Genomic DNA, 21453 nt, shown 5'->3' with positions numbered 1-21453 from the left:
TGATGGCGAGTATCACCGCGGCAGGGCGCGTCGCCCGGGAGAAGAAGGGTCCAGAAGCGCTATGGGCCATCGTCATCCTCAAAACCGGGCGCGAAGCCCGACCTGGAATTGCGCACGCGAATACTCGTCCAGCGGATCGTGCGCCGAGCGCCGCGCATAGGTCGCGCCGGCGAAGAGCGAGAAGCGGCGATCGACGAGATACTCGCCCTCGGCCGCCAGGCTCCAGCTATTCAGCGTGTCCGCGCCCGGCCCGCGATACCGGCTCTGCGTCCAGCCGGCGCGGCCGTAAAGCAGCACATTGTGATAGGCTTCTTGACTGACCGTCACCGCGAGCCGCGTGTCGGTTCGGCCCGTCGCCCCGGCGCGCGCAGTGGCGACATCGCCACGGAACAGCTGCGCCGTCACGGCGGTACGTGCGCGGGGTGCCCAGGTGAGGTCGCCGCTCAGCGCGAACCCGGTGTACCCGTCCAGCACGCCGTCATCCGGGTCGAAACGGAACAGACCGGCGCCGATCCGACCGCGCAGCCGCGCGCTGACCTCGCGGCTGACGCCCGCGAGCACGCCATAGGTGGTGGCGTCGCGATTGATCCCGCTGATGTCGAACGCGGTGCGGAAGTTCCGCCGATTGACATAGCCTTCGACGAAGAAGGAGATCGGCGCCGCCGGCCGCCAGGTGGCGCGCGCCGACCCGCGCAGCATGGTGAAGTCGCGGTCGTCTTCAGCCGAGTCGAGGAAATCGAACTTCTGAACCGCCCCCGTCAGATTGAGGCCGATCCGCGTGCCGTTGACCGCATAACCGAACTCACTGGTCAGGATGTCGATCTTGCGCGGCGGGAGCAGGATGCTGGCGCGTGCCTCGGGATCGGCGCGGTTCTCGACCGCGCGATCGAAGCGGAGCTCGGTCGAAAGCGCGTGATTGCGTGCCGGCGCTATCCCCCCAGACACCGCGGCGCCGAAGCTGGTTGCGCTCTCGCGTCCCTGGTCGAGATAGCGCTTGGTGTCGGCATAGGCTTCGCCGTGAAGTTCAGAGTTGGTGGACTGCCAGTCGATCTGGACTCGCGGGCGTGCGACCACCGCGATGTCGTCGATCTCGTCTTGCGATGTCGAATAGACGTTGGTGTCATAGATCGAGGCGATCTCGACATCGATCCGCATCTGCGCCGGGCCAAGCCGGATCGGGCGGCGCTCATAGCCGGGGCGCGGCAGATCGAGCGGCGACGCGCCGCGCCGGACTTCCTGCGCGCCAAGGGGCGAGGCCCCGATGAGAGCAATCGCGATCAGCGGCAGCGCCCGGCGGCGCGCTCCCATTAGCGTCGCCGGAACGGATCGGCACTTGGCCATGATCCGGCTCCCTCAGAACCAGGCTTCGGGAACGACGATCGTGTCGCCGGGCAGCACCTGCGAATCGGCGTCGAGCCGTGCCTTGGCACGCGCGCCGCCGTTCATCCGGTCGACGCTGGCCACCTTTTTGTTCGCCCGGAAGGTGTAGCCGCCCGCGATCGACACCGCGGTGAGCACGGTCATGCCCGGCACATAGGGATATTGGCCGGGGCGCTGGACTTCGCCGAGGATGTAGAAGGGACGATATTTCTCCACCTGCACGCTGACATTGGCGTTGGGCGCCAGCTCGCGCGTGCGCAGAACGCCCGCGATCTCGGTCTCGAGCTCGGGCGCCGACTTGCCGGCGACCTGCAGCGTGCTCAGCATCGGCAGCGAGATCGTCCCCGCGTCGCTGACGGTATAGCTCCCGGCCATCGCGTCGAAGCCATAGACCGCGACCTTGATCGAATCGCCGGGCCCGAGCGTGTAACGCGTGGCGGAGCCGGCGCTCGCGACGGGCAGATCGGAATAGGCTTGTGAGCATGCCGCCACGGGCAATGCGCAGATGCCACTCAACAGCGTTCGGCGGTTCACGGCAATTCCCCCTTCCTGATTGCAGGGCAGTGGCGCGAGTTTACCGGTTCGACCTGTCCCTTGGGGAACGCATGGTGGGCAGCGGACGCCCCAAATGGGCTAGCCCTCGCGGACCGCCATCACCTCGGTCGAGGGACGCGTGAGGGCGACGCCGAGCGCCAGGATCAAGGGCACCACCCAGCTGCGCGCATACATGTGCGGCGCGGCGTTGGAGAAGATCAGGAAAGGCAGCGCGACGGCGATGACCAGCGCCGCTGCAGCGCGGTCATAGGCGAAGGTGCGCATCGCGATCGACAGCGGCACCAGCATCATCAGCAGCCAGCCGATCAGCGACAATAGCCCGCCCTCGGCCCAGGCGAGCAGGTAGATATTGTGCACCGGCGCCCGGTCCCCGCTGACCACGCGATACTGGTCGACGCCCAACCCCACGAAAGTGGTGTCGCCGACGATGCCCCAGGCTTCTTCGACCAGCTCCATCCGGCCGGCGAAGGTGCCGGCGCGGCTGATGTCGCCGGCCTCGAGCGCGATCGCCACGCGGTTCTGGAACGCCGTGGGCAGCGCCACGCCGGTGGCGAGCATCGCGCTCGCCAGCGCGATGATGCCGAACAGCATGCCGATCGACCGCTTGCCCCAGTCGAGGATCAGGAACGCCACGATGCCGATCGCGGTGCTGGTGAAACCGGTGAACGAGCCCGACAGCAGCAGGCCCGAACACAGGATGCCGAGCGCGGCGAAGGCGACGATCATGTTCAGCCGCCCGATCCGTGCGAGATAGAGGACGAACGGAGTCGTCATCGCGATCATCGCCGCGTTCCAATTGGCGTCGGCCATGAACGCGCCGAGCCGGTGCGCGCCGGTGATGAACTCGAATCCGAAGCGCTTGGCTGCACCATAGGAAGCACCTGTCGCGTGGTAGACGACCGATCCGAACAGCTCCATCGCGGTGACGCCGGCGACCAGCGCCAGCGCGGCCGCGACCAGCGAGGACCGCCGCTCGCGCAGCATGAGCGCCGGCAGCAGCGCGAAGGCGAAGCTGTACTGGGCCGCGACGATGATCCAGCGCAGCGCATCGCCATTGACGACGCTGCCGATGAAGAAGCCGAGCAGCAGGCCGCTCAGCCCCAGCATCCACAGCGCCCACCAGCCTTGCAGCGGACGGATCGCGATCCCGCGCCCGGCGAGCAGCAACACCGCTGCGAGGCAGAAGAGCGCATCGCTGAAGGTGAACAGATAGGACGGCAGGATACGCCAGGTGACATAGGGCGCGAGGAACACCGCGGCGAGGAGCACGGGCCCGGCCAGCCGGAGCATCGCATGATGGTATGGCGTCCGGTCCTGGTCCTCGATCACCCAGTCGGGCGAGGCGGTCCCGACATGGGTCATTGGACGGCCAGTGCTGGTTTCGTCCAGGCACCGAGGTCGCGTCCGAGCGTGCGGGCGAGCTGGTCGATATCCTCGCTGTAGAAATCGGCGAGCCGCTTGCGCGTGTCGTCGGACAAGGGCGGATAGCGTACCGGTCGCGCGATCAGCCGGCGCGCGCGCTCGAACAACGGTTTGCCGCGCAGTGGATCAGCGAGCCGCTTCACTGGCGCGGGCAGCCGCCGCAGCGCGAGCGGGACGAGCGCCGATGCCCCGTCGTTAACGCGCCGCTCGATCGCCTCGCCGTCGACACGCGGCGGCAGGCCGAGCATGTGCAGCACGTCCGCCGCCACCGCCGCGGGATCGCGCTTGATCTCGTCGTGCAGGATGACCTTGAGCTGCGCTTGCGGGAAATGGTCAAGGAAGCGGCGGATGTGCCGGCCGTACAGCCCGTCCTCGAGGAAGCGCCGCTCGGTCGTGCGCCGGCCGTCGAGATAGCGATCGACGTCGCCGTCGACCTGCCCCCGGCGGAACAGCATGCAGTAATCGGAATAGGCCCGTTCCACCGGATTGCGCAGCTGCGCGATCAGCTGGACCGTGGGCACCAAGGCCGCGATGCGCGCGGGCGCCTTGGGATGGGCGAGATAGTCGGCGGACTTCTCTGCGACCAGCTGCCCCGGTCGGGCGTCGGCGAACAACGACCGGTACCACGCCTCGCCGCGATCGAACTCACGACTGAAATAATGCGGCTCGGGGCCTGGCATGCACACGTCCGGCCGCGTGCGGAGCTGGTGCGCGATCCAGGTCGTCGCGGCCTTGGCGGCGCCGATCACGATCAACTGCGGGAGCGGCGGCGAATCCATATATGTCCCCGTCAGGCGGTGGCGCGTTCGATCACCGATGCGACGATCGCCCCCATCCGCTCGACCGTATCGGCATCGAGCGTGGGATCGACCGGCAGCATCATGCTGGTCTCGCCCAACCTTCGGGAAACAGGCAGCGGATTCAACGGTACGGACGGGCTACCGACAAAGGCTTGCTCGCGGTAGATTTCGGGGCAGCTGCCGGTGCCGCACGGCACCCCGGCGGCAATGCACTCGCCGACGATGCGATCGCGCGACCAGCCCGGCGCCAGCCGCTCGGGGTGCACGAAGGCATAATATTTGTAATAGGCGTGGCGAACGTTCGACGGCGGCAACGTCAGTCTTGCGGCCGCCAGCGGCGCCAGCGCGGCATTGAGGATGTGCGCGTTGCGCTGGCGCGCCGCGATCCAGTCGTCGAGCTTGGCGAGCTGGCACAGCCCGATCGCCGACTGCATCTCCGTCGCACGATAGTTGCTGCCGAGGCTGCCGTGCAGCCAGCGGAAGGTGCCCGGCGGGCCCATCGCCGCGCCGGCATGCGGCGACTTGCCGTGATCCTTATATGCCCAAGCGCGCTCCCACACCGCATCCTCGTGCAGCACCAGCATGCCGCCCTCGCCGCCGGTCGAGATGATCTTGTCGGTGCAGAACGAGAAGGCCGCGGCGTCGCTGTTCGCGCCGACCGGCGCGCCATCGTGCAGCGCGCCATGCGCTTGCGCGCAATCCTCGATCACGAGCAGCCCAATCGCGCGGGCGAGCACCATGATCTCCTGCATCGGCGCGGGCCAGCCGGCGAGATGCACGACGATGATCGCGCGCGTCCGCGGCGTGAGCGCAGCGGCGATCGTGTGCGGGTTGATCGCTTGCGAGTCGGGATCGATGTCGGCGAAGACCGGCGTCGCCCCCACGGCGGCGACGCAGCTCGCCGACGCCATGAAGCTGCGTGCGGGCACCACGACCTCATGCCCGGGCCCGATGCCGAGCGCGCGGAGTGCCAGCTCCAGCGCCAGCGTGCCGTTCGCCACCGCGATGGCGTGCGGCGCGCGGCAGCGTTCGGCAAAGGCCTGTTCGAACGCGCGCGTCTGCTCGCCATGGTGCAGGGCGTTGACCTTGCCGCTGCGCAGCACGGCGGTGACGGCGGCGATCTCGTCCTCGTCATGGACCGGCCAGCGCGACCGGATCGGATCGCCGACCCGCGCTTTGGTCGGCGCGACGGGACGCTGCTGCGGAGCGAGCGAGACGGCTACCTCAGCCATGCGCTATGACCTCCAGGCGGGCGGTAGGGGTCGTGGTGACCTCAGCGACGAGCGCTTCCTTCCGGTCGAGCAGGCCCGTGGCGATGACGACGCATGCCTTGTCATCGGCTTCGTCGCTGGCGCGCTCGAGCGCATCGAACGCCTTGTTCAGCGTCCGCAGCGGAATCGGCCGTGGCTCCGCCTCGAACACGCCCGGGATCGACGACGGCAACCGCTCCTCCTCGACGTCGAATAGCTCCTCGTAGAGCTTCTCGCCTGGCCGCAATCCGATGATGTCGATCCCGACATCGATCTCGGGATCGAGCCCGGCCAGCCGGATCATCCGCCGCGCGATGTCGATCACGCGGATCGGATCGCCCATATCGAGCACGAAGATGCGACCGTGATGCATGCCGTCGCGCAGCCCGCGCGATGCGCTCTGCAGGATCAGCTGAACCGCTTCGTGCACGGTCATGAAGAAGCGCTCGATCTCCGGATGGGTGACGGTGAGCGGCCCGCCCCGGCTCAGCTGGCGCTGAAACAGCGGGATCAGCGAGCCGCTCGATCCCAACACGTTGCCGAAGCGCACCGTGATGAAGCGCGGCGCGGCGGGATCGCCCCGGCTCGCCATGTCGAGCGCCTGGCAATAGAGCTCGCCGAGCCGCTTGGTGACGCCCATGAACCCGACCGGGTTGACCGCCTTGTCGGTCGACACCTGCACCATCGCGCGCGCGCCGTAGCGGCGCGCGGCATCGGCGACGTTGCGCGTCCCCAGCACATTGGTCTGAATCCCCGCGGACGGGTGCAGCTCGACCAGCGGTACGTGCTTGAGCGCCGCGGCGTGGAAGACCAGCTCGGGGCGATGCTCGGCGAACACCTGCATCAACTGCTTGCGTTGACGGATCGAGCAAAGCACGGGCGTGCGTGACAGCTGCGGGTGGTTCTCCCGCATCTCGAGATCGACGTCGTAGAGGTTGAATTCGTTCGCATCGAGCAGGACGAGCTGCGCGGGTGCGAACTCGGCGATCTGGCGCACCAGCTCGCGTCCGATCGTGCCGCCGGCACCGGTGACGAGGATGCGGCGCCCGGCGATCATCCCGGCGACCGCGCGCCCGTCGAGCGGGGCCTGCGCGCGCCCGAGCAAGTCGGCGACGTTGAGGAAACGGAAGTCGAGCGTGGCGCCAGGCTCCGGCGCGAAGCCGATGAAGCCCGGGCGATAAGCGATCTCCAGATCGAGGCTCTGCGCCTGCGCGATGATGTCGACCATCGCCATCCGCTGCAGCCGTTCGACCGGGCCGGCGAAGATCAGGCAGGCCGGACGCTCGCCCTTCGCGGCGAGGTTGCCGACCACGCGCGAGAGGTCCGCCGGCCGCCCGACCACGGCAACCCCGCGCAGGCGCGCCCCGGTATGCGCACCGGTCTCGTCGAGGATCCCGACCGCGCGGAACCCCGCATCGGGCTCGCGCTCGAGCTGGCGCAGGAGCTGCTCGATATCGTCGCTCGATCCGAACAGCAGCGCCGAGCGCTTGGCATGCTCCGGATGCGCCGTCGCGGCGGGCGGATGGAAGCGCCCGCCCAGATACTCCGCCGCGAGGCGTCGCGCCATGCGCGCGCCGCCCATCAGCACGACGAGCACGAGCCACTGGATGACCGGGATCGACCGCGGCAGCCAGTCGGCGCCGCCGATCACGATCAGCAGCGCGACATAGGCGAACACCGCGACGCTCGCCGCCTTGATGATCCCGAAGATCTCGTCGGTCGACGAATAGCGCCAGACCTGCCGGTGCAGCCGCATCGCGGCGAAGGTGACGAGCGCGACCGCGACGAACAAGGGCAGAGCGGCGCGGTGCTCCGCCAGCACCTGCTCGGCGCGCAGCGAGCCAACGCGCAGGCTGATCGCCGCGACCAGCGAAATGGCCGCGATTACGCCGTCGATCAGATAGATGAGCGACGCGCGCGCAAGAGACGAAGTCCGATGTTCCAAGCTTATGGTCATGCCGCTGCCCCGTCGCGACACGAGCACCGGCGGCTGCCTGCGCTCGCGATGTCTGTGGTCGGGAAAAGTTAACCTTGAAGCCGGAGCGCAATAAGCCGGGCATAGAGATTGCGTTCAAAAGGACAGGCCGATCGCCTTTTAGCCGGCCGCCTACCTCTTCTTGATCGGGCGTGGGGCAAGCAGATCATCCGACGGTCGACGGCATAGCCCGAGTTCGCGGCCGCCCCCGTTTTGCGGATCGGCGAAAAATCTTTCGGTGCGCGGCCCTGATTCCTTTGGGCAATGTCCGAAGTTGCCGTGGAGGGCACGGGTTCGATGCGCGACAATCCCATGTGTTTTGAACAGTGGGGCCAGGCGATCGATGAATCTCGAGCGACGAACCGCAGCTGTTCCCGAAGGCGCCATCGCGACGCTTCAAGGGCGCGAACAGGGTCATCATTCGCATCACGCCCATCCGCGGCGGACGCGGATCTGCTTTCCCTTCGCTGGACGCCTGGTCGGGGGGAGCCACGTCTCGGCAATGAAGCTGGTCCAGTCGCTGGACATGTCGGAGTTCGAGCCGATCGTGCTCCTGCACGACGTGGAAGGGCCCTTGCGTGCGTTCGTCGAAGGCGCCGACGTCCGCTTCGCGCCCGCGCCCGACGTGCATGTGTGGCAGCCCGGCGAGCGCGTCACGCTCGCCAGGATCGCGCAACTCCCGCGCGACGTGCTGCGGATGCGGGCTTTCCTGCACGCGCACGACATCCGCATCGTGCACACCAACGAGGGGCCGATGCACGCGACCTGGTCGCTGCCGACGCGGCTCGCCGGCGCGGAACATATCTGGCATCATCGCGGCAATCCCCGCGCCATGGGGCTGCGCACGCAGGCGCCGCTATCGGCCAGCCGCGTGCTCTGCGTCTCGAACTTCGCCTCCCCCCATCCCGGCCTGTGGTCGGCGCACGGCAAATCCTCAGTTGTTCACAGCCCGTTCGACACCTCGATCGCGCAGATCGATCGCGAGGCCGCGCGCAGGACGCTCGAATCCCGCCTCGGCGTGGAGCCGGACACCATCGTCCTCGCCTTTCTCGGCCAGTTCTCCGCGCGCAAGCGCCCGCTCGTCTTCGTCGAGACCATTGCCGCGCTGCGCCGGCTGCGGCCCGACCTGCGCCTGGTCGGGCTGATGTTCGGCGAGGAGTTCGAGCCGGGCATCGAGGCGCGCATCCGCGCCCGCATCGCCGAGATCGGCGTGGCGGATCACATTCGGATCATGGGCTTTCTCCGCCCGATCGAGCCCTGGCTGGCCGCGAGCGACATGCTCGTGGTGCCCGCGGTGGAGGAGCCGTTCGGGCGCACGCTGGTCGAGGCGATGCTGGTCGGCACGCCGGTCGTGGCGGCGGCGTCCGGCGGCAATCTCGAGGCGATCCGCAACCGCGGCACCGGCCTGCTCGCGCGCGCCGACGATCCCGCCGATCTCGCCGCGCACGTGCTCGAGCTGATCGACCACCCCGATCTGGCGGAGACGATCGCGCATCGCGCCCGCCAGGAGGCGCTGCGCAAGTTCAGCGTCGAGCATCATGTGAAGAAGGTCACCGCAATCTATCGGGAGGTGCTCGCAGCATGACGGCGCCATTCAATTGTCCGGCCGCGATGCCCGGGCTCGTGCAGCATGTCACGACCAGCCTTGACGTCGGCGGCGCCCAGGCGATGCTGGTCAAGCTGATCGAGGTCAGCGCGGCCAAGCGCAAATGCGCGCGGCCGGCGGTGCTCTCGCTGATGCGGCCCGGCACGTTCGCGCCGCGCCTGCGGGAGACCGGCTGCCCGACCTACACGCTGGGCATGACGCGCGGGACTCCCGGCCCGATCGCCACGCTCCGGCTGCTCCGCATCACCGCGATGCTGCGGCCCGACATTCTCCAGGGCTGGATGTACCATGGCAATCTCGCCGCCAGCGTGGCGAGCCTGATTGCCGGCCGGAAGGTTCCGGTGCTGTGGAACGTGCGCCATTCGCTGGCCGATCCGCGCGTCGAGAAGCGCAGCAACCGCGCGCTGTTCGCGCTCAGCGCGCGGCTGTCGCGCTCGGTCGACGGCATCATCTACAATTCGCGCACCGCGGCCAAGGAACATGCGGCGATCGGCTTCGACCCGTCGCGCGCGATCCATATCCCCAATGGCTTCGACCTGGCCCGCTACCGCCCCGATCCGGCAGCACGCGAGCGGCTGCGCGCGCTGCTCGAGGTTTCCGGCGACGGCATGCTGGTCGGCATGGTCGCGCGCAACCACCCGATGAAGGACCATGCGATGCTGGTCCGCGCGATCGCACGCGCGCGAGCCGCGGGTCACGACCTGCGGCTGCTCCTGGTCGGGCCGGGAATGGACCGGCCCGACGGCGCGCTGCGGCGGGCGATCGCGGAGTGCCTGCCCGCCGACGCGGTGACGCTCGCTGGCGAGCGGACCGACATCGCCGAATGGCTGCCGGGGCTCGACCTGCTGGCGCTCTCCTCCGCCTGGGGCGAGGCGTTTCCCAATATCCTCGGCGAAGCGATGGCGTGCGGCGTGCCGTGCGTCGCCACCGATGTCGGCGACAGCGCCTGGGTGATCGGCGAGGGCGGCCTGATCGTCCCGCCGCGCGATGCCGAGGCGATGGGCGCGGCGCTCGAACGGCTCGCGGCGCTGGACGATGATGCGCGGCGCAACATCGGGGCGGCCGGACGCGCGCGCGCCGTCACCCATTTCGACATCAACGACATCGCGGTGCAGTATCGCCGGCTCTACGCCAGCGCGATCGCGCGAACGACCATGGACGCCGCCCCGGCCAGCGCGGGCACGCTTGCGAGCGATGCCGGGGTGGGCCGGGCATGAAGGTCCTGGTGCTTGCCAGCCTCGCTTACTCCCTGGTCAATTTCCGGGGCCCCCTGCTGCGCGAGATGGTGGCCGAGGGCCATGACGTCGTCGCTTGCGCCCCCGACGAGGATGCGGCGACGATCGCCGAGCTGGCGGCGATGCACGTCCGCTTTCGGCAGGTGCCGATGGATCGCGCGGGGACGAATCCGTGGCGCGACCTCGCCACGCTCCGCGCGCTGATCAAGACCATCCGCGCCGAAGCGCCTGACCTGATTCTCGCTTATACGCAGAAGCCGATCGTCTATGGCGGCATCGCCGCGCGGCTGGCGGGCGGCGACGCGCGCTTCTTCGCGATGGTGAGCGGCCTCGGGCACGTCTATTCGGACGATGCATCGACGCCATGGCCGCTGCGGCGGCTGATCTCGCTGCTCTACCGTGTGGCGGTCGCGCGGGCGGCCGGAATCTTCGTCTTCAACGCGGATGACGCCGACGAGATGCGCCACCACGGCATCGTCGGGCGCGACCGCCGTATCGTCCAGGTTCCGGGCTCGGGGATCGACACCTCCGAATTCCGGCACGTGCCGATCCCGGACGGACCGCCGGTCTTCCTCCTCATCGCCCGGCTGATGCGTAACAAGGGGATCGGCGAGTTCGTCGCGGCGGCCGCTGCGATCCGCGACCGGCATCCCGATGCGCGGTTCCAGATCCTCGGCCCGCACGAGCCGGGTCCCGCCGGGTTTCTCGCCGAAGAGGTCGACGCATGGCGTGCGCAGGGTATCGAATATCTCGGCGCAACGCGCGACGTCCGTCCCAGGCTCGCCCAGGCGAGCGTTTTCGTGCTGCCCACTTGGTACCGCGAGGGGCTACCGCGGACGATCCTCGAAGCCCTGGCGACCGGGCGGCCGGTGATCACCACCGATACGCCGGGCTGCCGAGAAACCGTCCTGCCGGGCGAGAACGGGCTGCTCGTCCCGCCGCGTAATGTCCCTGCGCTGGCCGAGGCGATGGCGCAGCTCGCCGCCGATCCCGCGCTGGTGCGGTCGATGGGCGCGCATTCGCGACAATTGGCGCAGCAACATTTCCGCGTCGACAAGGTCAATGCGCAGCTGCTCGGCGAGATGGGCCTCACCGGCGCCCCGCCCCCACGGTCCGCGCGCCGCGCGCTGAGCGACCATCGGCTCGCCGAGCGGGGGTTGGCGGCGCTGGCGCTGGTGGCGGCTGCGCCATTCCTGCTGCTGATCGCCGGCGCGGTCGCGCTCATGCTGGGACGGCCGGTGCTGTTCCGCCAGCGCCGCGCGGGCGAGGGCGGACGGGCGTTCGAGCTCGTCAAGTTCCGCTCGATGCGCGACCTCGACACGGACAGCCCGCCCCTTCCGGACGAAGCGCGTCTCACGCCCTTCGGCAAGCTCCTGCGGCGCAGCCGGCTCGACGAATTGCCGGAGCTCTGGAACATCCTCCGCGGCGAGATGAGCTTTGTCGGGCCGCGGCCGCTCCTGCCCGAGACGGTCGACGCGATGGGAGCGCGCGGGAAGCGCCGAGGCGAGGTCCGGCCAGGGCTCACCGGCTGGGCGCAGGTCAACGGCAACGCGCTGCTCAGCGACGCCGACAAGCTCGCACTCGACCTCTGGTACATCGACAACCGCTCGCTCGCGCGCGACGCCAGGATCATCCTTCGCACCTTCTCCACGGTTGCCCAGGGCGAGCGCATCGACGGCCTCAGCATCGGGAGGGCGTATGCGCGCGCTGCTGATCGGCGCGGTTGAGGGCACGCGCGTCGCCGCCAACGCGATCGCCGGAACTCCGGGCTGGGACCTCGCCGCGATCGCGACGCTCCCGCCCGAGCTCGCCGCGCGGCATTCGGATTTCGTCGACCTCGCGCCGGTTGCCGCTCGGCACGGCGCATCGCTGATCCCCGTCGCGCAATGCAATGCGCCGGCGTTTCTCGAGGAAATGCGGAGGATCGCCGCCGACATCGTGTTCGTCATCGGCTGGTCGCAGATCTGCGGCCCCGAGTTCCGCGCCGCCGCGGGGGGACGCGTGGTCGGCTATCACCCCGCCCCCCTGCCCCGGTTGCGCGGACGGGCGGTGATCCCGTGGACGATCCTGCTCGACGAGAAGATCACCGCCTCCAGCCTGTTCTGGATCGACGACGGGATCGACAGCGGGCCGCTGCTGGCCCAGCGCTTCTTCCATGTCGCGCCGGGCGAGACCGCCGCGACGCTCTACGCCAAGCACATGGCCGTGCTCGACGCGATGCTGCGCGAGTTGCTGCCACGACTCGCGCGGGGGCCGGTTCCGGGCGACGCGCAGGACGAGGCCGTCGCGACCTGGGCGACGCGCCGCCGCCCGAGCGACGGGCGGATCGACTGGCGCGCGCCGGCGGAGGAGATCGAGCGGCTGGTGCGCGCCGTGGGGCGGCCTTATCCGGGCGCCTTCTCCGAGGCGGGCGGCGACCGCATCACGATCTGGTCGGCGCGCGCCTGCGCTTGCGCCGATCGCCAGCACGCGAGCCCCGGCCAGGTGATCCTGCACGACGCGGAGGGCTTCGCGGTGCGCTGCGGCGACGGACGCGCGCTGCACATCGTCGAGTTCGAGACGGCGGCCCCGCGCGCGCCCGCGCTGCACAGCGTGCTCGGAGCCGGCGCATGACCGATCCTATCGCCGATATGGGCACGGTCCTGGTGGTCGCGCCGCACCCCGATGACGAAGTGCTCGGATGCGGCGGCACGATCGCGCGCCTCGCCGCGGACGGCCACGACGTCCATGTCGCGATCGTCACCCGCGGCGCGGCGCCGCGCTATCGCGAAGCGGATGTCGAGCGCGTGCGGCAGGAGGCCGCGGCGGCGCACGCATTGCTCGGCGTCGCGCGGACGCATTATCTCGACCATCCCGCCGCCGAGCTCGACCGCGTCCCTCATGCCGAGCTCAACGCCGCGATGGGCGCGCTGTTCGGCGAGGTCGAGCCGGACACACTGTTCCTGCCCTTCGTCGGCGACATCCATCTCGACCACCAGCTCGTCTTCCGCTCCGCGCTCGTCGCCGCACGGCCGCACAGCTGGGCCTATCCGACCAAAATTTACACTTATGAGACACTATCGGAGACGAACTGGTCGGCGCCGCATGTCGAGCCGTCGTTCGTCCCGAACGTCTTCATCGACATCCACGAGACGCTCGAGCGCAAGCTCGACGCCTTCGCCTGCTATCGATCGCAATGCCGCACCTTTCCCAACGAGCGTTCGCCCGAAGCACTGCGCGCGCTCGCCACCCTTCGCGGCGCCACCGTTCATCGGCAAGCGGCGGAAGCGTTCCTCCTCATCCGGGAGATTTTGTGATGCACCAGCTCATCGCCGACCAGGCGCTGGAGATCCCGCCGGAAACGGGCCACGACCGGCAGTTGACGATGCTGCTCTGCTCGGCCGGGCGGCGCGTCAGCCTGTTGCGGGCGTTCCGGCGCGCCGCGGCCGACCTGCATGTCGACCTGCGGATCATCGCCTGCGACGTGCAGCCCGAGTGGAGCGCCGCCTGCCGGCTTGCCGATCTCGCGGTGCGGGTGCCCTACGCGGACGACCCCGACTACATTCCAGCGATCGAGGAGATCTGCCGCGAGCACGATGTCGGTCTCGCGGTGCCGACGATCGACCCGGAGCTGCTGCCGCTCGCCGCGGCGCGCGAACGGTTGGCTGCGGCAGGGACGACCGTCTCGGTAAGCGGCGTTCCGGTGATCGAGATCTGTCGCGACAAGCTCGACACCGCGACCTTCCTCGCCCGGCACGGGATCCCGGTTCCGCGAACCGTTGATCTGGCGCTGGCCGGCGCGCAGGACTGGAACGGGCCGGCGATCGTCAAGCCGCGCCACGGCAGTGCCGGACGCGCGATCACCCGGATCGACAGCCTCGCCGAGCTGCCCGGCACTGAAACCGAGCCGATGATCGTGCAGGAGCTGCTCGAGGGCGAGGAATGGACGGTCAATGTCTATTTCGACGGCGCGGGCGCCCTGCGCTCGGTGGTGCCGCACCGCCGAGTCCAGGTCCGCGCCGGCGAAGTCGAGAAAGGCGTGACCGGCTGGCAGCCGCAATTGATCGAGATCGCGGAGAAGATGGCCGCTTGCCTGCCCGGGCCATATGGCGCGCTCTGCTACCAGGCGATCATCGCGGCTGACGGCAGCGCCAAGGTGTTCGAGATCAACGCCCGCTTCGGCGGCGGCTACCCGCTCGCCGACTATGCCGGGGCGAGCTTCGCCCGCTGGCTGATCGAGGAGCGGCTCGGGCTGCCCAGCACCGCCGCGAACAGATGGACGGCGGGAGTCGCGATGCTGCGGTTCGACGCCGCGATCTTCGTCACGCTATGAACATCACGATCGTCTTCGATCTCGACGACACGCTCTATCGCGAGTGCGACTATGTGCGCAGCGGCATCCGTTCGGTCGATGTGTGGGTACAGTGGCAGCTCGGCGTGTACGGCTTTGCCGGGGCGGCCACCCGATTGTGGAACGCCGGGCACCGCGAGAGGCTGTTCGATACGACTCTGGCCGAGATCGGCGCGGCTGCGGATCCGGCGACGATCGCCGCGATGGTGGCCGTCTATCGTGATCATATCCCCCGCATCCGCCTCGCCGCGGACGCCCGCGCCTTCCTGACCGGCGATCACGGTTGCGGCCTGGCGCTGATCAGCGACGGCTTCGGCGTCACCCAGCGGCGCAAGGCAGGCGCGCTCGGCCTGTCCCGCTACGGTTTCGACCCCGTCATCTTCACCGACGATTGGGGCCGCGCATTCTGGAAGCCGCACCGGCGCGCGTTCGAGACCGTCGAAACCGCGCATCGCGGGCGATCGCGCCGCTTCGTCTATGTCGCGGACAATCCAGCGAAGGACTTCCTCGCACCGCGCGCGCTCGGCTGGGCGACGGTCCAGATCGACCGGGCCCGCGCGGTCCATTCGCGGACCCCGCCCAGCGACGCGCATCGTGCCGACATCCATATCCGCTCGTTGCGCGAACTGACGCCGCGGCGGGTCGAGGAGCTGTTCGACCCCGCTCCCATGCGGCTTCGCGCATGAGGGTGGCATTCGTCCTGTCGGCGCTGGGTGCGGGCGGCGCGGAACGCGTGATCAGCGGGATCGCCGGCGCCGCGGCAGATCGCGGGTGGGAAGCGACCGTGATCACCTTCGACGCGCCCGAGGATCCGATCTTCCATGCCATCGATCCGCGCGTGGAGCTCGTGCGCCTCGGCCTGTCGACGAAAAGCGGCCGCGTCTCCAGCTTCCTCCGTGGCGCGCATCGGCTGTACGCGCTTCGGCGTGCGCTCTCCGCGAAGCGGTTCGACGTCGTCGTATCCTTCCTCACCAAGATCAACACGCTGACCCTGATTGCCATGCTCGGCAGGCGCACGCCCGTCATCGTATCCGAGCGCAACAATCCGGATCGCCAGCCCGCGCATCCCTTCTGGCATTTCGCGCTGCGCAACCTCTATCCGCGCGCCGCCGCGATCGTGATGCTCACGGAGCAGGGCAAGGCGCGGCTGCCGATCGCGGACAAGTCGCGAGCGGTCGTCATCCCCAACCCGATTCCATCACTCCCCTTCCAGTCGCGACGGGAGGGCGCACCCCAGCTGGTGGCGGTGGGCCGCCTGACGGAGCAGAAGGGTTTCGACCTGCTGATCGCGGCGTTCGCCGGGATCGCCGGCCGCTTTCCGGACTGGACCCTGCTCATCTTCGGCGAAGGACCGGAACGAGCATCGCTCGAGGCGCTGGTACGGAAACATGGCCTTCAGGACCGGGTGCGCCTTCCGGGCAGCACCGCGCGGCACGGCGAATGGATCAGCGCCGCCAGCATGTTCGTGCTCTCGTCCCGCTACGAAGGGTTCGCCAATGTCGTCGGCGAGGCGATGCAGGCGGGCCTCGCCGTGGTGGCTGCCGATTGCGATTTCGGGCCATCCGCGATGATCGAACAGGGCGTGAGCGGCATTCTGGTGCCGCCCGAGGACACCGCGCAGCTCGCCGCGGCGCTTGGCGGGATCATGTCGTCGGAGACGCGGCGCCGGCAGCTCGGCGCCAGGGCCGTCGAACGCGCGCGCCAGTTCGACGAGCGGATCATCCTCGACAGCTGGTTGGGTCTCATAGCCAACCCGCATGCTCGTCCGCTGGGGGGCCCGATCGAGATTGCCGAGAAGCGGACCAGCCGGCCCCGACGGAAATCCTCGCCGGCCCGGCACGCGCGCTAGCCCGGTGCCCCGAAAGGGAATGGCGGCTTCAGGTGAAGCCGCCATCCAAGTTCGGACCATTGCCTTTCGCAATGCCCGGGTCGCATTTCAGTTTACGCTTCGCGAAGACAGCTCGAACCTAGGGATTCTACTGATGTTCATGCGCGGCACAGCATGAAATCGTGCGTCGATCTCGCAAAGCTCGATGATATGGCGAAAATGCAAAAGGACAGAGGCGTTACCACATCGAAGCGAGCGCATCACCGGACTGACCAATCGAACAATATTCCGATGTGAACGTGCAGATGTGTCTCAATCTGCGTCATCCAACAAAGCTCGTTCCGACAATATCTTAGGACATTTTAAACTACGATATTTTTTGCTCTGCTTTTGGATATATAAATCCAAATTGGGGTCGCCCCAGGAAATAGAAGTAATCCGGTCGTCCAAACGGTCGATCCAAAACGGCTATCGTCGTGACGGTAGGGAGGTATTCTATGACGAGCGAACCCATCCACGTGAACATCGTTGGCAAGAACGAGATTGTCCGCGAGGGACTAAGGCGCATCCTTGCCGAACAGGATTTCCATGTCGATTGCGCCGTATCCTGCGTCGATGACCTGGATATGGAGAACGAGCCATCCGTCGTGATCGTCGATGCCAACGACATCGACGAAGGGCTCGGCGTTTGCGCCGAGGTCCGCGAGCGCTGTCCCAAGCCGCGCATCGTGATCATGGCCGATGGATACAGCATGGAAGAAGTTTCACGGGCGTTCGCGACCGGCGCCGTCGACGGGTATCTCGTAAAGGAAATTTCCTGCGACCCGCTCGCCGGGGCCTTGCGCCTCACCGCGCTCGGGGAGAAGGTTCTTCCCTCGCAGATCGCCGGCTCGCTCGCGAGCGCGCCGTCGTGCGCCATTTCGCGCCGCTGGGATAGCGGGGCAACCGGAACCAACCTGTCCGCGCGCGAAGTGGACATTCTGCGGTGCCTGATCGACGGTGAACCGAACAAGGTGATCTCGCGCCGGCTGAGCATCGCCGACGCAACGGTCAAGGTCCATATCAAGGCGATCCTGCGCAAGCTGCGCGTCCGCAACCGCACGCAAGCCGCGATCTGGGCGGTCAGCCGTGGACTGGCGGAGGAAGCGCCGCGCCAGGTGCCGCCGCTTCCGGCCCTGCTGCCAGCGCAGCATGTTCCCGTCGCAATGCCCTCGTAAACAGCGCCAGGCTGGCGAGCAGCCAGACCAGGTTGAACACGATATGGGCGACTCCCGCGCCGCTGACGCCCAGCGCGGGAGTCGCGATATAAAGCGCCGCGAAGAATGCGAGTCCCGCCGCGATGGCGATGGCGAACACCTTTGGTTGCAGCCCCATCGTCATCAACGCGGGCCGTAGCGCGCTGCCCGCGAGGAACAGCAGTGCCGCCACCGACTGAACGATCAGCGGTACCGCGGCATCCTCGAACTCGGGGCCGGCGATCAGGCGGATCGCCGTGTCGCCCGCGAAGACCGCACTGGCGACGAACGCGATCGCCACGCTGAAGGTGAGCAGTTCGACTTGCCGGATCGCCGCCACGAAGCTTTCGAGCTCGCGCCGTGCCCATAGCCGGGCGAGATCGGGGAAGACCACCTGCTGCAGCATCGCACCGGCCTTCATCGCGGTGAGCGTGAACTTGCGCACCAGCTGGTAGATGCCGGCGCCGATCGGCCCGGCGACGGCGCCGACCGCCAGAATGTCGAGCTCCTGAGTGCTCTTGCGCACCAGCACCGCGCCATTGGCGGACAGGATGAAGGGCCAGATTTCTGGAAACCTGCGCGCATCCACCAGCGCATCGAAGCGGGGTCGGCAGCGATATCCGCGCCGGCGAAGCTCGCGCCACGCCGCGAACGCGAGGCTCACGCGCTGCAGGCACGGCACCGCAATCATGATCGCCAGCAAATCCCACACCGAACCGCCGAGCGCCCAGACCAGGGCAACCGCCGCCAACCGCAGCAGCGCAAGCGCCGGATCGATCCACGCGATGAGCGCGAAGCGGTCGAACAGGCGGAGGATGCCGGTCGGCGTCGACGAAATGCCGAACGCGACAGCGATGACGTAGAAGCTGGCCATCGCCCGGGCTTCCGCGCCCCAGCCGATCCAGTCCCCGACCAGCGGAACCGCGAACAGCGCGATCGCACCGGCGGCGAGCGCTCCGACGATATCGAGCGCCACGCCGAAACCGACCAGCTCGACGAAGCGCCGCTCGTCCCCTGCCTCCAACGCTTCGGAGCCATAGCGGATCACCGCCTGCCAGGTCTCCAGCCGGACCACCTGGTCCACGAACCGGCCATAGGCCTCGACCATCGCCAGCAGGCCGAGCAGCGCGGGCCCCAGCATCTGGGCCATCAGCGCCAGCGTCACCATGCCGATCGCGACCGCAGTGGCATTGCCGGAGGCGAGATGCGCGACCTGACGGAGGATCCACGCCATGCGCGGACCGCGCCGCGTGGCGTCCGCCTGGGGAGTCGCAGGGGACTGTGAGGTCTGAGGCTGCAAGACCCTTGCTCGCTCCGTGGGACAGTCGGTCTGGCGTTCGCCGCGGCCGATTCCTAGGCGAGCAAGCGGGATAGCTCCACGGGGGTAGCCGCGTGACGCTCCAACCGAACCGGATGGGCATTCCCCGTTTCCGCTCTTACCCGAAATCGCATCGCTTCCCCCTTCTGACCAATATCCGTGACTTGAGCGCGGCCTAAGCTCGTCCGCTGATCGCGGAGCTGGGGAGTCTGGCCAATGAACATGCAGGAACGTGCACTGATGGAGATGCGCCCCGGCGCGGTCGCCGTCCCGCAACACGCGTCGGGCGTCGATTTCCTTCGCGTCCTGCGCCGGCATCAGGGACGGCTGGTCATCACGTTCCTGGTCGTGGTCGCACTCGCGGCGCTGGCGCTGATGTTCATCGAGCCGCGCTATCAGGCGACGGCGGTGATGCGCGTCGACGTCGAGGAATCGACGTTGCGCGGGGAGGAAGAGACCGCCGCCTCGATCCGCGACGCGGAGCTCCGCCGCGAGCATCAGATCGAGACGCAGATCCAGCTCCTGCAATCGCGTCCCGTGGCGCGGCAGGTCGTGCGCGACCTCGCGCTGCACGACGACCCGGAATTCAACCCCGACTCCGATCCGGACAAGAAGACCGGCTGGGACCGGTTCCTCGATCAGCTGGCGTTCTGGGATCGCGGCGGCGGGAAGGCTGCGCCCGCGGCCACCGGCGTCGTCTCGCCCCAGCTGGTCGAGCGCACGACCGACCGGCTGCTCGAAGTGCTCGACGTGGCGCAGGACGGCCAGTCGAGCTTCATCGACGTGACGGTGACCTCGCGAAGCCCTGAAAAGGCGGCGGCGATCGCCAACAAGATCACGCGCGTCTATGTGAAGACTCAGGTCGAGGAACGCCAGGCGGCGATCCGCCGCCGCATCCAGACTTTGGGCGAACGAGTCACGGAGCTGCGCAGCCAGCTCGTTTCCACCGAACAGTCGATCGCGTCCTATCGCAGGTCGCACGGCCTCGACGCCGGCGCGGGCAGCCAGGCCAGCGCGGCGCAGATGGCGCGCGCGGCGGCGGAGCTCGCAGCGGTCCGGGGACAGCGGGCGGAGACCGAACAGCGCACCGGCTCGGCCGGCCAGGTCATGTCGCCGCTGCTGGCGGATCTGCGCAGCCAGCAAACGACGACTCAGCGGCGACTCGGCGAGCTGTCCACTCTCTACGGCAGCGCGCATCCGGACGTCCGCAAGGCCCGCGCCGAGCTCGACCAGCTGGCGGGCAGCATCGCACAGGAATCCGCGCGGGTGCGCGCGCAGCTCGCCAACGAGGCCTCGGCGCAGCGCTCGCGCGAGGCGCAGCTCGCGGGCGACCTCGCATCGCTTCGCGCCGGCTCGCTCGGCGATATCGTCGAGGGCCTGCCGCTGGCGGATCTCGAACGCAATGCGACGGCCACGCAGACGGTCTATCTCGCGCTGCTCGGGCGGCTGAAGGAAATCAGCCGCAACGAACGCAGCGTGCGCGCGGACGCCGCCATCGCCTCGCCTGCGCTGCAGCCCACCCAGCCGAGCTTTCCGCGCCGCACCCAGATCATGGCCGCGGCGGCCGCTGCGGCGGTCATCTTCGGCATGATCATCGTCATGCTGAGCGAGGCGCTCGACACCCAGGTACGCAGCGCCGCCCAGATATGGGCGATCGCCGGCCTCGCCACGCTCGGCATGATCCCGGAGATCAAGAAGGGGCGGCGGCGGACCCCGACGCATCTGCGGGTGATCGGACAGCCCTATACGGTCTTTGCCGAAGCGGTCCGCTCGATCGAGACGCGGCTCGGGCGCAATGCGCCGCGCGCGACGGGCAATGTCGTACTCGTCACCTCGCCGCTCCCCGGCGAAGGCAAGACCAGCGTGTCGATCGGCCTCGCCGCCGCCGCCGTGGCGCGCGGGCGCCGCGCCATCGTCGTCGACTTCGACTTGCGCCGGCCAGGCCTTGCCAGCCTGCTCGAGGACGAGGCGGGCAGCCAGGACCTGCTCGACTATCTGCATGGCGAGGCGGAGATCGATGACGTCATCTTCGCGAGCCGCTCGACCCCGCCCGTGCACGGCATGAAGGCGCACCACCCGGCCGAGGATCCGGGCGCGGCGATCGCCTCGCCCCGCATGGAATCGCTCTTCGCCATCCTGCGCGAGCGCTACGACCTGATCGTCGTCAACACGCCGCCGGTGCTCGCGGTGAGCGACGCGCAGGAACTCGCGCGCTTCGCGGAGCAGACCGTCCTGGTCCTGCGCTGGGGCCACACCACGCCGGACCTGCTGCGATCGGCGATCCTCCAGTTCGGGGAGACGCTGACCGGCGTCGTCTTCAACCGCGTGCGCTACCGCAAGCATGCGCGGCTGCACTATGGCGACGGCATCCAGCAATATCACCGCTATACGCGCGACGGTCGGTCGTACGCCTATCTGCGCCATCCGATCCGGCGGCTGCTCGGTCGTCATTCGGAGCCGGCCTGAGACCGACCCGGCGCGCAATGGCCAGTCCGACTCCAACCGCATCTCGGGAGGAG

Annotated in this window: 17 protein-coding genes; 10 read left to right on the top strand and 7 right to left on the bottom strand. The window is 68.6% G+C overall.

The annotated features are described in order from the left end of the window. Positions 1-78: 78 nt before the first annotated feature. From ABDV68_RS00260 to ABDV68_RS00235, 6 genes are all read right to left on the bottom strand, one after another. Positions 79-1341 carry an outer membrane beta-barrel protein gene (locus tag ABDV68_RS00260; protein WP_343517630.1) on the bottom strand — a complete coding sequence of 421 codons (1263 nt, stop codon included), beginning with the start codon at positions 1339-1341 and terminating at the stop codon, positions 79-81. 12 nt (positions 1342-1353) lie between these two features. After that, on the bottom strand, positions 1354-1914 hold the full coding sequence (locus ABDV68_RS00255; protein ID WP_343517629.1) for a polysaccharide biosynthesis/export family protein: 561 nt from the start codon (positions 1912-1914) through the stop codon (positions 1354-1356). Between the two features lie 99 nt (positions 1915-2013). Then, positions 2014-3297, bottom strand: a complete 1284-nt coding sequence (locus tag ABDV68_RS00250; RefSeq protein ID WP_343517628.1) for an O-antigen ligase family protein — start codon at positions 3295-3297, stop codon at positions 2014-2016. After that, complete coding sequence (locus ABDV68_RS00245) at positions 3294-4136, bottom strand: sulfotransferase (RefSeq protein ID WP_343517627.1); 843 nt, start codon at positions 4134-4136, stop codon at positions 3294-3296. Before ABDV68_RS00245 ends, ABDV68_RS00250 begins: the two co-directional genes overlap by 4 nt. An 11-nt stretch (positions 4137-4147) precedes the next feature. Continuing rightward, complete coding sequence (locus ABDV68_RS00240) at positions 4148-5389, bottom strand: DegT/DnrJ/EryC1/StrS aminotransferase family protein (RefSeq protein WP_343517626.1); 1242 nt, start codon at positions 5387-5389, stop codon at positions 4148-4150. Then, positions 5382-7364: a nucleoside-diphosphate sugar epimerase/dehydratase gene (locus ABDV68_RS00235; RefSeq protein ID WP_343517625.1), complete on the bottom strand. Its 1983-nt coding sequence runs from the start codon at positions 7362-7364 to the stop codon at positions 5382-5384. Before ABDV68_RS00235 ends, ABDV68_RS00240 begins: the two co-directional genes overlap by 8 nt. A gap of 520 nt (positions 7365-7884) precedes the next feature. Here ABDV68_RS00235 and ABDV68_RS00230 point away from each other — a divergent pair. From ABDV68_RS00230 to ABDV68_RS00190, 9 genes are all read left to right on the top strand, one after another. Next, entirely contained in the window at positions 7885-8967 is a 1083-nt protein-coding gene (locus tag ABDV68_RS00230; RefSeq protein ID WP_343517623.1) for a glycosyltransferase family 4 protein, read from the top strand. After that, positions 8964-10205, top strand: a complete 1242-nt coding sequence (locus tag ABDV68_RS00225; RefSeq protein WP_343517622.1) for a glycosyltransferase — start codon at positions 8964-8966, stop codon at positions 10203-10205. The genes ABDV68_RS00230 and ABDV68_RS00225 overlap by 4 nt, the downstream gene beginning before the upstream one ends. Then, positions 10202-11950: a sugar transferase gene (locus ABDV68_RS00220; RefSeq protein ID WP_343517621.1), complete on the top strand. Its 1749-nt coding sequence runs from the start codon at positions 10202-10204 to the stop codon at positions 11948-11950. The genes ABDV68_RS00225 and ABDV68_RS00220 overlap by 4 nt, the downstream gene beginning before the upstream one ends. Further along, entirely contained in the window at positions 11922-12836 is a 915-nt protein-coding gene (locus ABDV68_RS00215) for a formyltransferase family protein (protein WP_343517620.1), read from the top strand. Before ABDV68_RS00220 ends, ABDV68_RS00215 begins: the two co-directional genes overlap by 29 nt. Beyond that, on the top strand, positions 12833-13519 hold the full coding sequence (locus ABDV68_RS00210) for a PIG-L deacetylase family protein (RefSeq protein WP_343517619.1): 687 nt from the start codon (positions 12833-12835) through the stop codon (positions 13517-13519). The genes ABDV68_RS00215 and ABDV68_RS00210 overlap by 4 nt, the downstream gene beginning before the upstream one ends. Further along, the gene (locus tag ABDV68_RS00205; RefSeq protein ID WP_343517617.1) at positions 13519-14535 is read left to right on the top strand and encodes an ATP-grasp domain-containing protein; all 1017 of its coding nucleotides are present in this window, start codon (positions 13519-13521) and stop codon (positions 14533-14535) included. The genes ABDV68_RS00210 and ABDV68_RS00205 overlap by 1 nt, the downstream gene beginning before the upstream one ends. Continuing rightward, the gene (locus ABDV68_RS00200) at positions 14532-15239 is read left to right on the top strand and encodes an HAD family hydrolase (protein WP_343517615.1); all 708 of its coding nucleotides are present in this window, start codon (positions 14532-14534) and stop codon (positions 15237-15239) included. Before ABDV68_RS00205 ends, ABDV68_RS00200 begins: the two co-directional genes overlap by 4 nt. 2 nt (positions 15240-15241) lie before the next feature. Continuing rightward, entirely contained in the window at positions 15242-16402 is a 1161-nt protein-coding gene (locus tag ABDV68_RS00195) for a glycosyltransferase family 4 protein (protein ID WP_343517614.1), read from the top strand. A gap of 476 nt (positions 16403-16878) precedes the next feature. Continuing rightward, positions 16879-17598 (top strand): response regulator transcription factor, encoded by a 720-nt coding sequence (locus ABDV68_RS00190; protein ID WP_343517613.1) that lies wholly within the window; start codon positions 16879-16881, stop codon positions 17596-17598. On the opposite strand, the gene ABDV68_RS00185 is transcribed toward ABDV68_RS00190, so the two are convergent. Beyond that, positions 17504-18850 carry an oligosaccharide flippase family protein gene (locus ABDV68_RS00185; RefSeq protein ID WP_343517612.1) on the bottom strand — a complete coding sequence of 449 codons (1347 nt, stop codon included), beginning with the start codon at positions 18848-18850 and terminating at the stop codon, positions 17504-17506. The genes ABDV68_RS00190 and ABDV68_RS00185 overlap by 95 nt on opposite strands. 306 nt (positions 18851-19156) lie before the next feature. Between ABDV68_RS00185 and ABDV68_RS00180 the strand changes: the two genes are divergently transcribed. Further along, positions 19157-21400: a polysaccharide biosynthesis tyrosine autokinase gene (locus tag ABDV68_RS00180; RefSeq protein ID WP_343517611.1), complete on the top strand. Its 2244-nt coding sequence runs from the start codon at positions 19157-19159 to the stop codon at positions 21398-21400. Positions 21401-21453 lie beyond the last annotated feature (53 nt).

The sequence above is a fragment of the Sphingomonas sp. genome (genome assembly GCF_039595165.1).
Taxonomy (GTDB): domain Bacteria; phylum Pseudomonadota; class Alphaproteobacteria; order Sphingomonadales; family Sphingomonadaceae; genus Sphingomonas.
This window is presented reverse-complemented; position numbering and strand designations above follow the sequence as displayed.

What these genes read in the sequence shown, in the direction of transcription:
- ABDV68_RS00260 (WP_343517630.1), bottom strand. Translation starts at nt 1,341, where the DNA reads ATGGCCAAGTGCCGATCCGTTCCGGCGACGCTAATGGGAGCGCGCCGC.
- ABDV68_RS00250 (WP_343517628.1), bottom strand. Translation starts at nt 3,297, where the DNA reads ATGACCCATGTCGGGACCGCCTCGCCCGACTGGGTGATCGAGGACCAG.
- ABDV68_RS00245 (WP_343517627.1), bottom strand. Translation starts at nt 4,136, where the DNA reads ATGGATTCGCCGCCGCTCCCGCAGTTGATCGTGATCGGCGCCGCCAAG.
- ABDV68_RS00240 (WP_343517626.1), bottom strand. Translation starts at nt 5,389, where the DNA reads ATGGCTGAGGTAGCCGTCTCGCTCGCTCCGCAGCAGCGTCCCGTCGCG.
- ABDV68_RS00235 (WP_343517625.1), bottom strand. Translation starts at nt 7,364, where the DNA reads ATGACCATAAGCTTGGAACATCGGACTTCGTCTCTTGCGCGCGCGTCG.
- ABDV68_RS00230 (WP_343517623.1), top strand. Translation starts at nt 7,885, where the DNA reads ATGAAGCTGGTCCAGTCGCTGGACATGTCGGAGTTCGAGCCGATCGTG.
- ABDV68_RS00225 (WP_343517622.1), top strand. Translation starts at nt 8,964, where the DNA reads ATGACGGCGCCATTCAATTGTCCGGCCGCGATGCCCGGGCTCGTGCAG.
- ABDV68_RS00220 (WP_343517621.1), top strand. Translation starts at nt 10,202, where the DNA reads ATGAAGGTCCTGGTGCTTGCCAGCCTCGCTTACTCCCTGGTCAATTTC.
- ABDV68_RS00215 (WP_343517620.1), top strand. Translation starts at nt 11,922, where the DNA reads ATGCGCGCGCTGCTGATCGGCGCGGTTGAGGGCACGCGCGTCGCCGCC.
- ABDV68_RS00210 (WP_343517619.1), top strand. Translation starts at nt 12,833, where the DNA reads ATGACCGATCCTATCGCCGATATGGGCACGGTCCTGGTGGTCGCGCCG.
- ABDV68_RS00205 (WP_343517617.1), top strand. Translation starts at nt 13,519, where the DNA reads ATGCACCAGCTCATCGCCGACCAGGCGCTGGAGATCCCGCCGGAAACG.
- ABDV68_RS00200 (WP_343517615.1), top strand. Translation starts at nt 14,532, where the DNA reads ATGAACATCACGATCGTCTTCGATCTCGACGACACGCTCTATCGCGAG.
- ABDV68_RS00190 (WP_343517613.1), top strand. Translation starts at nt 16,879, where the DNA reads ATGACGAGCGAACCCATCCACGTGAACATCGTTGGCAAGAACGAGATT.
- ABDV68_RS00185 (WP_343517612.1), bottom strand. Translation starts at nt 18,850, where the DNA reads ATGGCGTGGATCCTCCGTCAGGTCGCGCATCTCGCCTCCGGCAATGCC.
- ABDV68_RS00180 (WP_343517611.1), top strand. Translation starts at nt 19,157, where the DNA reads ATGCAGGAACGTGCACTGATGGAGATGCGCCCCGGCGCGGTCGCCGTC.